Below are 12,958 nucleotides of genomic sequence, written 5' to 3' on the forward strand. Positions count from 1 at the left end.
TAGGGTTGCTGTTGAGTGCCGGCCGGGTTGCCGGAAGCATGCCAACCGTCGGCCGTGAGGGGACTAACGTGTTCTATTGGGTCATGAAGAGGATCTTCCTTGGTCCGATCCTCAAGCTTCTGTTCCGTCCCTGGGTCAAGGGCCTGGACAACGTTCCCGACAACGGCGCAGCCATCCTTGCCTCCAACCACTTGTCCTTTTCCGACTCCATCTTCCTTCCCTTGATGGTTCGCCGCCCGGTGATCTTCCTGGCCAAATCCGAGTACTTCACTGGAAAGGGAATTAAAGGACGGCTCACGGCGATGTTTTTCCGGTTGAGCAACCAACTCCCCATGGACCGTTCGGGCGGCGCTGCGTCGGAGATGTCGCTTCAGGCAGGAAAGGATGTGCTGGCGTCCGGAGGATTGTTGGGAATCTACCCTGAGGGAACCCGCAGCCCCGATGCCAGGCTCTACCGCGGCAAGGTGGGCGTCGCCAAGCTGGCCCTTCAGACGCGGGTGCCGGTAGTGCCGGTAGCCATGATCGGGACCGAAAAGGTCCAGCCCATCGGCAAGAGACTGCCAAATATCCGCCGGATCGGCATCATCTTTGGGCAACCGATGGACTTCAGCCGCTACTACGGCATGGAGGACGACCGCCAGGTCCAGCGGGCCGTTACAGATGAAATCATGTCCAGCCTGATGCGCCTCTCAGGTCAGGAATACGTGGATGAGTACGCAGCAGTGGTCAAGGCCCAGCTCGCCGGAAAAGGCCCTGAGCCGGTCCGGAAAGTCGAGGTTGCCGAGGACGCGACCCCCGACATCTCCGATGACAGGGATGAACCGCGGAGCGGGGCGAATGGATCAGCGGAGAGACTGTGACGCACCGGCCATCGTCAGTTACGGCTTCAGTCCCGCAACGCCGCCGGAGGCTACTACTCTTTAAGGGTGACTGAGCTAACCGCGAACACCGCACCCGCCATTGCAGACCCCCTCGCAAGCACCGCCCAGAGCGGAGCTGCGAACTATCCCGGGCTTGACGCCTGGCGGGACCTGCCGATCTCCCAGCAGCCAACATGGTCGGACGCCGAGGTCTTCAAGGCTTCCGTCAAAGAGCTGTCAGCGGTGCCGCCGTTGGTTTTCGCCGGTGAAGTGGACGTCCTCCGGGAACGGCTCGCCGCCGCTGCCCAGGGCAAGGCCTTCCTCCTCCAGGGCGGAGACTGCGCCGAGACGTTCGAGGCAGCAACGGCGGACAAGATCAGTGCACGGGTGAAGACCATCCTCCAGATGGCTGTCGTTCTCACGTACGGCGCCGCCATGCCCGTCATCAAGATGGGCCGCATGGCCGGCCAGTTCGCCAAGCCACGCTCCTCCAACGATGAAACGCGCGACGGCGTGACCCTCCCCGCGTACCGCGGCGACATTGTGAACGGTTACGACTTCACGCCAGAGTCACGTGCACACGACGCAAGCCGCATGCTCAAGGCGTACCACACCTCCGCTTCCACCCTGAACCTCATCCGGGCGTTCACACAGGGGGGCTTTGCTGACCTTCGCCTGGTGCACCAGTGGAACAAGGGGTTCACAGAGAACCCTGCGCACGCACGCTACGAGTCCCTGGCGCGGGACATCGACAGGGCCATCAGCTTCATGGATTCTTGTGGCGCCGACTTTGAGGCACTCAAGCGCGTCGAATTCTTCGCAAGCCACGAAGCACTGCTGCTGGACTACGAGCGCGCGCTGACACGCATCGACTCACGCACGGGCCTGCCGTACGACACGTCGTCGCACTTCCTATGGATCGGTGAGCGGACCCGCGAACTCGATCACGCCCACGTTGACTTCCTGTCCCGCGTCCGGAACCCGATCGGCGTCAAGCTTGGTCCGACCACAAGCGGTGATGACGCCCTGCGCCTGATCGATAAGTTGGACCCCAACCGCGAACCGGGCCGTCTCACTTTCATAACCCGCATGGGTGCCAAGAACATCCGCGAGAAGCTGCCCGCCGTCGTCGAACGCGTTACTGCCTCCGGTGCCCAGGTCCTGTGGGTCACGGACCCGATGCACGGCAACACGGTCACATCGCCCAACGGCTACAAGACCCGCAACTTCGACGACGTCATTGACGAGGTCCGTGGCTTCTTCGAGGTCCACCACTCGCTAGGTACGGTCCCGGGCGGCCTTCACGTCGAAATGACGGGCGACGACGTCGCGGAGTGCCTGGGCGGTGCCGATCCGATCGACCAGGACGCGTTCCTGGACCGCTACGAGTCGGTCTGCGACCCGCGCCTGAACCACATGCAGTCGTTGGAAATGGCGTTCCTGGTCGCGGGCGCCCTCTCCAAGCGCTGACACCATGAACTGACAAAGCAGAAGGCGCGGTCCCCTGATAGGGGACCGCGCCTTCTGTTGTTTCCTGGGTATCAGACTACGGTCAGTGTAATGAGGGAACCCTCTGCCACTTCGATGTTGACGGGGTTCTGCACCAGGACGAGGTTCAAGATCACCACATCTTGTTTTCTGAGCACTTCAAAACCAAGGCTCTTGAGCTCTTTCTCTGCGGCATCGGCGTTCTTTCCCACAAAGTTGGGTACTTTCACCATCTTGGGGCCCTTGGAAAGTGTAAGCGTCACGGTGTCACCCTTGACCAGGGTGCCGTTCGCTGGGGACTGCGACACGACGCTATTGTCGGGTAACTTGTCGAAAACCTTATCCGGGGCGACCACAGCCTTCAATCCCACGTCCTGGAGGGCCTTGATGGCGGCGTCCTTCGCCAAACCGCGGACATCGGGGACGGGAATCGGCTGCGGCCCCTTGGACACCACCAAAGCCACAGGTGTGCCATGCCGCACTTCCTTGCCGGTTGCGGGGTCCTGTGAGATCACGACGCCGGCCAGCACCTTGTCATCGAAGGCTTCGGTTACGTTGCCAAGCGCCATTTGCGCCGCGTTCAGGGCGGTCTTGGCCTCCGCCAGTGTGCCTCCCGTGAGCGTCGGCAGCGGAAAGAGCTGTGCACCCTTGGAAACGAAGACTGTGACGGATTGGAATTTCCGGACTTCCGCGCCGGATTTGGGCTCCGTTCCCACAGCGTAACCGGGCAGGATGTCGTCGTCGAACACGTCCCGCGGCTCAGACTGGAAGCCGGCTGTGCGGAGCAACTGCTGGGCCTCCGCCACGGTCTTGTTCTTGACGTCGGGTATGGTTCCGGGAGACCCGGGACCCATGCCGAAGAACCACCCGGCAGTGGCTGCCAACAATGCCAGGATGACGATCACGACGGCCCAGATGATGCCGCGGCGGCGTGGGTTGCCTTCACGGAGTTGGCGGACCGGAGTCGCCGCAGCCCTGGCGCGGTCTTTTGCCTGTTGCCGTTCAATCCTTTTCAGCTCACGCTTGCCGGGCTGGTTCAGGTCGTGGTCGGTGGGATCCTGTGTGGAACGTTGGAGCCCCGAGCCCGCTGCCGCCATGATGGTGGTGGGATTGCGCTGCTGTGAGATGAACTCAGTGGGCGACGCCGTGGTCGCCAAGGCCTCGGTGGGATTCCCGGCCGGACTGCCTACCGGTGCCGATTCAGGTGCGTATGCAGGGGAGTGCGGCGTCGGGGCGGGGGACTGCCTGTGGTCCAGCTGCTCATCGGTGAGGGTGGTTCGGATGTGGCGCAGCTCCGTCAGCAGGGCAGTGCCGTCGACGGGACGGTTTTCGGCATCTGTGGCGGTGCACCACTGAACCAGTTCGTCCAGGTCGTCTGCCAGTCCAGCAGCCACGTCCGACGGCCGCCCGACAACGGAATTGACGTGCTGGTACGCCACCTGGATGGGTGAGTCGCCTGCGTAGGGTTGTTTCCCGGTCAGCATTTCGTACAGCATGATGCCGGCGGAGTAGATGTCGCTGCGGGCGTCAGCGGCCTGGCCCAGCACAAGTTCAGGGGCCAGGTAGGCGACGGTACCGATCAGGGCGCCCGTACTGGTGTTGGCTGAGACTGCCCTGGCCAATCCGAAGTCGGCCACCTTGATGCGCCCGTCGTCGGCTATGAGGACGTTCTCGGGCTTGATGTCGCGATGGATCAGCCCGGAGCCGTGCGCGGCGGCGAGTCCTTCAATGACAGGATCGATCAGCGCCAACGCGAGTCGCGGCGGGAGGGCCCCTTGCTCAGTCATGACGTCGCGAAGGGTGTGTCCCTTGACGTATTCCATGACGAGGTAGGCGATATGGCCGTCCTCGCCCTGATCCAGGACCCCCACGATGTGCGGGTGGGAGAGACTGGCTGCAGCCTTGGCTTCGCGGCTCAGGCGTTGCAGGAAGGTGGGATCGTTGGCCAGGTTCGGGTGCAGGACTTTGACGGCTACGTCGCGCTCGAGGCGTAGGTCCGTAGCCAGGTACACGGTGGACATTCCGCCCCTTGCGAGGCGTGAACGGACCGTATATCGGCCGTCGACGGTAGTCCCGATGAGGTGGTCCTGCGTTGGTTCTTGCACCTTACGATCCTAAACGAGACGGGGAAGGGGCCCGAATCCACGCAGGATGCGGGCCCCTTCCGAGGTGCTGGGAAAGACCTAGCCGAAGGTGCGCTGGCGGGCCTTGATCGACTCGACGTAGCGCTTGGTGTCGTCGTACATTCCGTACTTGCTGACCGAGTATTGGCCTTGGTAGTAACCCGCGATTGCGTTGTCCAGATCCTTGCTCGTCGCAATGAGCGCCCGAATGATGGCAACGCCGGCCGTGGCGTTGTCATACGGATCGAGGAGGTTAAGTTTCCGGCCCACCAGGTCGGAGGCCCACTGCCCTGAGGAGGGGATGACCTGCATGGTGCCGATCGCGTTGGCCGGTGATACGGCCCGCTGGTCAAAGCCTGACTCCTGCTCGGCGAAGGCCAGGGCCAAGGACGGGCTCACACCCATACGCCGCGCGGTGTCGGCCACAATGCCCTTCATTTCGGCGCGGGTGGGCACCGGGGAGGCGTTCAGGAGCGCCTTGTTCTCGTTGGCGGAACTGACGACCGCCGGAGGGTAGGTGAAACCAAGGAAGGTGCTGGGAACCAGCGGCTTGGTCTCACCCGCGGGCTGGAGGCTGGTGCCCGCGCCGGGAATGGTGAGTTTCTGGCCGGGATAGATCACGGTGGTGGCCGTGACGTTGTTGGCACTCATCAACGCAGCCAGGGAAACGCCATTCCGTGAGGCGATGGAGCTGAGCGTGTCGCCGGCCTTGATGATGTACGAACCTGCGCTGGTGGTGGGTGCCGGCGCCGGCGTTGCGGGGGCCGAAGGCGCTGTGGGCGCAGCGGGAGCGGACCCGCCACTGACCTTGATCTTCTGTCCCGGGTAAATGATGGAGCTGCCGCTGAGGTTGTTCCAGCTGAAGATGCTGGACAAGGGCACGCCGTGCTTGGCGGCGATCGCACTCAGGGTGTCGCCGGAGACCACCGTGTAAACGGCGCCGTTCCCCGGGGTGCTGGGCGTGCTGGGGGCTGCCGGCGCCGAAGGCTGCGCCGGGGCGGCCGAAGCTGTCCCGGTGAGCTTGATGGTCTGCCCGGGGAAGATCAGCGTGGTTGCCGTGAGCTTGTTCAGTTCAAGCACCGCGTTTGTGTCCAGGTTGAACCGGCGGGCAATTGCGCTGATGGTGTCGCCGCGGACGATGGTGTAGGTGTCCGGTACCGACGGCGCCATCGGGCGGAGGGTCGCGGGAAGCGTAGCCGCGACGGCCTGGGCCGGTATCACGGTGCCGGTGGTGGCTGCCTGGGCCTTCATGGCTGCCGCAAGGGTGGCCGGAATCTTCCGGGGCTGCTGCGGGGCAGGCGCCGCAATGGAAGGTTGCGCCAAGGCCAAGGAGGACAAGACCACGGCGGGAAGCGCAGCCGTGGTTGCCGCAATGACCGGCATGCTCATGGTTCGTTTCGGCGAGCGGGGCGTCGTCATGAAAGTGTCCTCATCTCAACAGCGGGTCGATTGTTTGCGCTGTTGTCAGTGTTACCAATGTTACTGATGTTATCAATGGTGCAAGAGTGATCAGTGTGAATCTCTCACACTTATTTCATCGGCACAACAATTCGGGACGTAATGGATTATGCTTCCCGATTTATCCGACAGAATTTGGGGCGTTCACCGCATCGGCCGGTATCGCCGTCGTCCTCCGGCTAGGCGAGGGGCGGGGCGGCGTGGCAACCTTGTTCCGTGAGTAATGTAGAAAGCCTTGTTTCCGACTGGCTGCCCTTGCCGGATGTCGCCGAACTGCTGGAAGTTTCCATCACCAAGGTCCACGGACTTCTGGACGAGCGGGCCATTGTTGCCATCAGGCGGGGAGAACGGAATGTCCGTTCGATCCCGGCCCTGTTTATTCAGGACGGTCACGTCGTTGACAGCCTGAAGGGGACGGTCGCGGTTCTCAGCGACGCCGGATATACCGACGAAGAGCTGATTGTCTGGCTGTTCACCCCTGACGAGTCGCTGCGGGGACGGCCCATCGACGCCTTGCGTGAAGGGCGCAAGACCGAGATCAGGCGCCGCGCCCAGTCACTGGCCTGGTAAAGCCGCGCCCTGGGGTAAAACACACTTGAACGCGTACGACGACGGTCTCCACCGTCGTCGTACGCGTCATGTTTTGTTGGGGCCGGCCGACCCTGCGGCGGCAACGTGCGCCGGCGGTCAGGCCGCGCGGCTCACAGCTGCTTCGGCAAGCTGGCTGAGCGCCATCAGCGGAACTTCCTGAAGGGGCAATCGCTCCAGGGCTGCAAAGGCCTGCGAGCTGAGTTCGGCAATGAGCGCCTCCGTAGCCTCGAGCGCGCCACTTTCGATAATTATTCGCCTGATCGCTTCCACTTCTTCCGCTCCGAGCCCGGGATTGCCTAAGGTGCGGTCAAGGTAATCGGCTTCGGCTGTCCCAGCCTGGTTGATGGCGAAACCTACAAGGACGGTCCTTTTTCCTTCGCGGAGGTCGTCCCCTGCTGGTTTGCCGGTGGTTTCAGGATCGCCGAAAACTCCCAGGACGTCGTCCCGCATCTGGAAGGCCTCGCCAAGCGGCAAGGAGAACTCCGAGTAGGCCCGCAGGAGCTCCGCCGGGGCTCCCGCCAATGCCCCGCCCAGGGCAAGGGGATGTTCGGTGGAGTACTTCGCAGACTTGTACCGGATGATCGACTTGGCCCGGTCCACGGATCCCGCGCGGTCGCGGACGGGTCCGGCCACTTCTTCAAGGATGTCCAGGTACTGGCCGGCCATCACCTCTGCGCGCATGACGTTGAAGATCCCGCGGGCCGGGGTGCCGGACGCCGCACGTGTCCCGATACCGGTGAACGACTCCTCACTGAAGGACAGGCAGAGATCCCCGGTCAGGATGGCCGCGGCGTCGCCGAATCGCCCGCTGTCCAGGGCCCACCCCTGGGCCTCATGGAGTTGGCTGAATCTCTTATGGACGCTTGGCCCGCCCCGCCGCGTGTCGGAACGGTCGATGATGTCGTCGTGGATCAGCGCTGCGGCCTGGAACAGTTCAAGGGCGCACCCGGCCATGACGATGTCAGGATCGCCGACGCCGCCGCCCGCGCCCCGCCAACCCCAGTAGCACATCAGCGCCCTCAGGCGCTTTCCTCCGGTGACCAGCTGGGAAATGGAACCGATGAGTGGTGCGACGTCGGCCGAGACACCGGCCATGAGGTCCTGCTGGCCCGAAAGGAAGCCGTTGAGTTTCCCGGCAACGGCACTGACGAACTCTGTTTGTTCGGAGGACACCTGGGCGGAAACCGTCACTTGACGGATCCTGCTGCCACATTGGCTCCGATGGTGAAGGTGGAAACACCCTCCTTCTGCCGGATTGAGACGTTGACGGTCTCCCCGTCGCCCCGGATGAAGTCAAGGGAGGTGACATTGCCCACGGCTTCGGGGCCGGGAACCAGCTTGAATCCCTGGGCTTCAAGTGAGGACTTATAGTAGTCCACCACCCCTTCAGGAGGCGCTTTAACAGTGCCGACGAGGGCCACGTTGGTCAGGGCGTCCTTTTTGTCCACGCTGCTTGAGCGGACCGACGTGTTGGGCATGACTGGAATCAGTTGCTGCGGGAAGCCGGGGACCAAGGCATTCACCGTGGCGGTCGCATCGGGAGCCGGAGCGGTTGTGCCCGGGGATGCTGTGGCTGAGGAGGTGGCGGAGCCGGACGGAGTCGGCGCGGCGCTCGATGAGGACGAGGGCGACGCCGAAGCCGCGTCGCTTGGGGATGGAGCTGCTGAACCCCCGGTCGACGGTGTGCAGGCTGAGGCCGCCACTGCGACACTTACTGCGAGCAGGGCAAACCCTCGCGTTTGAGGAGTTCCAAAGAGCTTCACAGGGTATCCTTCCTGGGGCTGAGCCGGATTGTGCCTCCAGTTTAGTCAGTGGGCGGGCATAGTATTGCCGTTGTGAGGCAGGAAGCATTCGGTAGCGCCCAAGGTGCCGGCGACGGATCCGCCCGCAGCGCTGGAGATGCCCTGCGGGAACTGAGGCGAACCAGCATACTTCATGTGGACATGGATGCCTTTTTTGTCTCGGTGGAACTTCGCAGCCGCCCGGAGCTTCGGGGCAAGCCGGTGATCGTTGGTTTCCCGGCTGAACGTTCGGTGGTCCTGTCCGCCTCGTATGAGGCCCGGGCGACTGGCGTAAAATCCGCGATGCCCATGTCCATCGCCATGAGGCGGTGCCCTTCGGCAGTCATTATCAATCCCCGGCACAAGGTCTACTACGAGGTCTCGGCACAATTGATGGAGATCTTCGCCTCGATCACTGAGCTGGTGGAGCCCCTGAGCGTCGACGAGGCATTCCTTGACGTGGGTGGTGCCATCAGGCGGCTGGGAACGCCGCTTGAGATCGGGCACCTGATCCGCCGCAGGGTCGAATCGGAGCTGGGGATTACCGCCTCAGTGGGCATTGCTGCCTCCAAGTTCGTGGCCAAGATCGCCTCAACGCGCTGCAAGCCGGACGGGATCCTGCAAATCGATGCCGACGACACGGTTCCCTACCTGCACAGCCTGCCCGTCAATGCCTTGTGGGGTGTGGGTGGGAAGACCGGAGAGGTACTGGCCCGGCTGGGTATCCGGACCGTTGCTGATGTCGCCGCGACGCCGCCCGCATCCTTAAAGAAGGTGCTTGGGGCCAGTGGTGAGCATGTCCACCGGCTCTCCATGGGAATAGACCCCCGTCCGGTAACCCCGACAAGGCTCGAAAAGAGCATCGGCGCCGAGGAAACGTTTGCAGTGGACACGGGAGATAACGCGTTGCTGCACCGGGAGTTGCTGCGGCTGTCCCATAGGACGGCTTCGCGGCTTCGCAGCTCCGGCATGCTCGCGAGGACCATTGCCCTCAAACTTCGTTACTCCGATTTCTCCACTGTTTCGCGGAGCAGGACTGTGCAGACTCCCGTGGACAGCGCCCAGTTGATCTACCAGGTCGCGGTGCAGCTGCTGGAGTCCTTGGGGTCGCGATCCATGAGCGTCCGCCTGGTAGGGGTACGGGCTGAGCAACTGGAGCCGGCCGGGCAGACGTCCATGCAGTTGAGCCTTGACCGCAGGGACGATAATTGGCGTGCTGCGGAGCAGGCCCTGGACCGTGTGTCTGAACGCTTTGGTTCCAGGACTTTGCTGCCTGCCCGGCTTTTGGAACCCGGTAAGCCCCCAGTAGGGACCTGATCCCCGGGAGGGCGCCTTGCTCACCTGGTGCGTGTCTTTCAGATCGGCGTCCGACAAACTATCCTATTTATTACAGAGATTTAGATCGTCTGGACAAACTGTTTCCTCAACAGTCGGTCCCCGAATGCCCGCTGAACCCAGAGAGTATTTTGGGAACGATTCCCCTGGTCCGATCGTTTTGGAAACAGACGCACAGGACGCGTTATGTCCAGACGCTGGCTGACTAAAGGAGGTCGCGATGCCCCTCTCGGAGCACGAACAGAAGCTGCTTGAGCAACTGGAGAAGCAACTTCATGAGGACGATCCGAAGTTTGCCAACACGATGGGCTCGGATCCCATACGCAGCTGGTCAACCCGGCATGTGATCATCGGTGTGCTCGGCGCTATCGCAGGTATCCTCCTCCTGCTGGTTGGGGTGTCCATCCAAGCCATTCCCATAGGCGTCCTGGGGTTCGTCGTCATGGGCGCCGGGGTGTACTTCGCCACGTTGCGCGGTTCGGCCTTCGGTAAAGGCGGCAAGGCAAGGTCAGGAAAGGCCAAGCCCAAGAGCACGTTCATGAGCAGCCTCGAAGAACGCTGGGACGAACGCCGCCGCGACGACAACTGAACTCCGGCTCCCTTCGGCCGGCGAAGGCCCTCAGCAAGTGATTTATGCATCTCCTGACTACTGCCAGGGGATAACGAAAGACCCGCCCTGCGGGTCTTTCCGCGTTTAACCGGCCCTTTGCGTCTTCGCCCGCTTGCCCGCGGCTTATGCCGGTCAGGGCATTCCCTGGCTCCAGCTGCGGCACTCCACTTCCCACCACCCGGCCCATCATTCCGCGCCATTCCCTCTGTTGGGGCGCCTGTGCGTGCCCCCGGGCTGCCGCGGCCCGGGACAGGTCTCCCGCAGCCCTCCACTGTGCTCCCTTCCCCAAAATCCGCGGGTTTATTGGCCGCTCGAATTTCAAAGTGGTGGAGAAACGTCCAAACGTGCGTTGACTGTGGGGCGTTGTGGAGTAAAGTGGAGAACATAAGAGGGTAGTGGCAGTGTTGGGCATGTGCGGGCACCTTGACTGAGGGGCGGTGGGGCCAGTGTTCTTGGGCACTCACTCACCACGTCTCGACGAAAAGGGCCGAATCATTCTTCCCGCCAAGTTCCGTGAGGAGCTTGCCGAGGGACTGGTCCTCACCAGGGGCCAGGAGCGCTGCATCTACGTCTTCAGCCAGAAGGAATTCGAGCGCATTCACGAGTCGATGCGGGAGGCGCCACTGTCCTCCAAGCAGGCTCGCGACTACATCAGGGTTTTTCTGTCTGGGGCCTCGGACGAAGTACCAGACAAGCAGGGGCGCGTGACGATTCCGCCGGCGCTCCGGACGTATGCCGGCCTCGGTCGGGAACTGGCAGTGATTGGTGCCGGTACCCGTGCGGAGATCTGGGATGCAGAAGCTTGGAATGAGTACCTCAACGAGAAGGAAGCTGCCTTCTCGGAAACGGATGACGACAATCTGCCCGGGTTCTTCTAACCGGGCTGAGTGAGCAGGGATCCCGCTTCTTGGATGGGATCTCCAGCCGCCCATTGGACAGTCTTCCTGGCTCAACTTCCCCTGAGCCAGGCCGGCAGGACAATAGGCGCGGATGGGGATCCGATTCAAGAATCAGCGTGCAAGCACTAAGGAAAGAGGAGGCAGCGTGGAAGAGCAGGACGCGGCAAAGCCCACATCGGAGCGCCACGTGCCCGTCCTGAAAGACCGCTGCATCAACCTGCTGGCCCCTGGTTTCGAAGCCGCGAGGAAGCTGGGCAGGACGCCGGTTGCCATCGACGCCACGCTCGGCATGGGTGGCCACTCCGAGGCGATGCTCCAGCGCTTTCCCGATCTTCACCTTGTTGGCATCGATCGCGACGAAGAGGCCCTCTCCCTCGCCGGGGCCCGCTTGGAACCGTTCTCGAACAGGACAGACCTTGTCCACGCCGTCTACGACGAGATCGAGGACGTTCTCGCCGATCTCGGCATTCCGGAGGTGCACGGGATCCTCATGGACCTGGGGGTTTCCTCCCTGCAGCTGGACGAGCGTGAACGCGGTTTCGCCTACTCCTACGACGCTCCGCTGGACATGCGGATGGACACCAGCCGTGGCCAGACAGCAGCGGATGTGGTGAACAACTACAGCGAAGACGAGCTGGTGCGCATTATCCGCAAATGGGGTGAGGAAAAGTTTGCCGGCCGGATCGCCAACAGGATCGTCAACGCCCGGGCCGAAAAGCCCTTTGCGACGACCGGGGAGCTGGTGGAGCAAATACGCAGCGTAGTACCCGCCGCCGCTGCCAAAAGCGGGGGACACCCCGCGAAGCGAACGTTCCAAGCCCTGAGGATCGAAGTCAACGAAGAACTCGACGTCCTGGAGAGAGCGGTACCGGCTGCCGTGGCTTCCACGGCCATGGGCGGACGGATCGTGGTGATGTCCTACCACTCCCTGGAGGACAAGATCGTCAAATCTGTCTTCCAGTCCGGATCGAAGTCCTCCGCACCACTCGGCTTCCCGGTTGAGCTCGAAGAGCATAAGCCCGAACTCAAGACCATCACCAAAGGTACGGAAGTGCCTACAGCAGCAGAAATCGCTGAAAACCCCCGTGCGGCATCTGCCCGTCTCAGGGCAGTGGAGCGTATCAAACCAAGGAGAGACGCATGAGCAGCGCCGCAGCGAAGACATCGCCCTCCGTAGTGGGCAACACGGCACGCGCATTGCCGGTTCCCGCGGGAAAGCCGGATGCGCCGAGGAAGGCACGCACACCGCTTTCCTTGGTCCGCAGTGCGCCCGGGAAGCGGAGGACGCCCTTCGTCGTCCTGTGCTTCGTGGCCATGGCAGCTGCGCTGCTGACCGTCCTGGTACTCAACATTTCAGTGTCTACAGCGCAGTACCAACTGGTGCAGCTCAAAGCGGAAGCCGCGTCCCTCAATAAGGAAAACCAGGATCTGACACAGAAGAAGCAGAACTACGAAGCTCCGCAGAATCTGGCCGCGAAGGCTGCAGAATTGGGAATGGTACCGTCCACGGCGAAAGGCCAGATCGATGTGGACACCATGACAGTTACGGGAAAGGCGACTCCTGCGGTTAAGGGGGACAAGCCCGGTGCGCAGCTCGCTCCTCCCGCGGTGGCAGGAATGCTTGATGTTGTTCCGTCGGTGACTACCAAGGACCCGCTGGAGAACCTCAAGCCAGTAACACCGGCCGCTCCGGCCCCCACGCCTGCCGCTCCGGCGGCTGGGACGGCAGCAACCCCGCCGGTGGAACTGCACGGGGGATCGGTACCTGCTCCGCAGCAGAAGGCACCAGGGCAGTAGCCCATCAGTCCATTGA

13 protein-coding genes are annotated in these 12,958 nt (G+C 62.7%); 9 read left to right on the forward strand and 4 right to left on the reverse strand.

Annotation, left to right across the window (positions count from 1 at the left end; all coding sequences use genetic code 11):
- Positions 1-68: 68 nt before the first annotated feature.
- On the forward strand, positions 69-860 hold the full coding sequence (locus ACNQOP_RS18165; protein ID WP_257371307.1) for a lysophospholipid acyltransferase family protein: 792 nt from the start codon (positions 69-71) through the stop codon (positions 858-860).
- A gap of 66 nt (positions 861-926) precedes the next feature.
- The gene (locus ACNQOP_RS18170) at positions 927-2,330 is read left to right on the forward strand and encodes a class II 3-deoxy-7-phosphoheptulonate synthase (protein ID WP_257371308.1); all 1,404 of its coding nucleotides are present in this window, start codon (positions 927-929) and stop codon (positions 2,328-2,330) included.
- A gap of 71 nt (positions 2,331-2,401) precedes the next feature.
- On the opposite strand, the gene pknB is transcribed toward ACNQOP_RS18170, so the two are convergent.
- Together pknB and ACNQOP_RS18180 are read right to left on the reverse strand one after the other, a co-directional pair.
- Positions 2,402-4,453: a Stk1 family PASTA domain-containing Ser/Thr kinase gene (gene pknB / locus ACNQOP_RS18175; protein WP_416405362.1), complete on the reverse strand. Its 2,052-nt coding sequence runs from the start codon at positions 4,451-4,453 to the stop codon at positions 2,402-2,404.
- A 78-nt stretch (positions 4,454-4,531) separates the two neighbouring features.
- Positions 4,532-5,890 carry a LysM peptidoglycan-binding domain-containing protein gene (locus tag ACNQOP_RS18180; protein ID WP_416405363.1) on the reverse strand — a complete coding sequence of 453 codons (1,359 nt, stop codon included), beginning with the start codon at positions 5,888-5,890 and terminating at the stop codon, positions 4,532-4,534.
- Positions 5,891-6,145: 255 nt separating this feature from the next.
- Between ACNQOP_RS18180 and ACNQOP_RS18185 the strand changes: the two genes are divergently transcribed.
- Positions 6,146-6,499: an Rv2175c family DNA-binding protein gene (locus ACNQOP_RS18185; protein WP_235520422.1), complete on the forward strand. Its 354-nt coding sequence runs from the start codon at positions 6,146-6,148 to the stop codon at positions 6,497-6,499.
- Between the two features lie 117 nt (positions 6,500-6,616).
- Here ACNQOP_RS18185 and ACNQOP_RS18190 read toward each other — a convergent pair whose 3' ends face one another.
- Positions 6,617-7,711 carry a polyprenyl synthetase family protein gene (locus ACNQOP_RS18190; protein ID WP_416405364.1) on the reverse strand — a complete coding sequence of 365 codons (1,095 nt, stop codon included), beginning with the start codon at positions 7,709-7,711 and terminating at the stop codon, positions 6,617-6,619.
- Positions 7,708-7,998 carry a hypothetical protein gene (locus tag ACNQOP_RS18195; protein WP_257371313.1) on the reverse strand — a complete coding sequence of 97 codons (291 nt, stop codon included), beginning with the start codon at positions 7,996-7,998 and terminating at the stop codon, positions 7,708-7,710. The genes ACNQOP_RS18190 and ACNQOP_RS18195 overlap by 4 nt, the downstream gene beginning before the upstream one ends.
- On the opposite strand from ACNQOP_RS18195, the gene ACNQOP_RS18200 reads away from it, so the two are divergent.
- The 6 genes from ACNQOP_RS18200 to ACNQOP_RS18225 all read left to right on the forward strand — a co-directional run bounded on the left by ACNQOP_RS18200 (position 7,997) and on the right by ACNQOP_RS18225 (position 12,942).
- Entirely contained in the window at positions 7,997-8,263 is a 267-nt protein-coding gene (locus tag ACNQOP_RS18200; protein ID WP_416405365.1) for a hypothetical protein, read from the forward strand. The genes ACNQOP_RS18195 and ACNQOP_RS18200 overlap by 2 nt on opposite strands.
- A gap of 92 nt (positions 8,264-8,355) precedes the next feature.
- On the forward strand, positions 8,356-9,618 hold the full coding sequence (gene dinB, locus ACNQOP_RS18205; protein ID WP_416405366.1) for a DNA polymerase IV: 1,263 nt from the start codon (positions 8,356-8,358) through the stop codon (positions 9,616-9,618).
- A 238-nt stretch (positions 9,619-9,856) separates the two neighbouring features.
- Positions 9,857-10,225: a DUF3040 domain-containing protein gene (locus tag ACNQOP_RS18210; RefSeq protein WP_257371316.1), complete on the forward strand. Its 369-nt coding sequence runs from the start codon at positions 9,857-9,859 to the stop codon at positions 10,223-10,225.
- A 467-nt stretch (positions 10,226-10,692) separates the two neighbouring features.
- Positions 10,693-11,124, forward strand: coding sequence for a division/cell wall cluster transcriptional repressor MraZ (mraZ, locus tag ACNQOP_RS18215; RefSeq protein ID WP_211711325.1), 432 nt, complete (start codon positions 10,693-10,695; stop codon positions 11,122-11,124).
- A gap of 166 nt (positions 11,125-11,290) precedes the next feature.
- Complete coding sequence (rsmH, locus tag ACNQOP_RS18220; RefSeq protein ID WP_349471780.1) at positions 11,291-12,289, forward strand: 16S rRNA (cytosine(1402)-N(4))-methyltransferase RsmH; 999 nt, start codon at positions 11,291-11,293, stop codon at positions 12,287-12,289.
- Positions 12,286-12,942 (forward strand): hypothetical protein, encoded by a 657-nt coding sequence (locus tag ACNQOP_RS18225; protein ID WP_235520428.1) that lies wholly within the window; start codon positions 12,286-12,288, stop codon positions 12,940-12,942. Before rsmH ends, ACNQOP_RS18225 begins: the two co-directional genes overlap by 4 nt.
- Positions 12,943-12,958: the final 16 nt, after the last annotated feature.

The organism is Arthrobacter sp. LFS091 (assembly GCF_047977885.1).
Classification (GTDB): Bacteria; Actinomycetota; Actinomycetes; order Actinomycetales; family Micrococcaceae; genus Arthrobacter.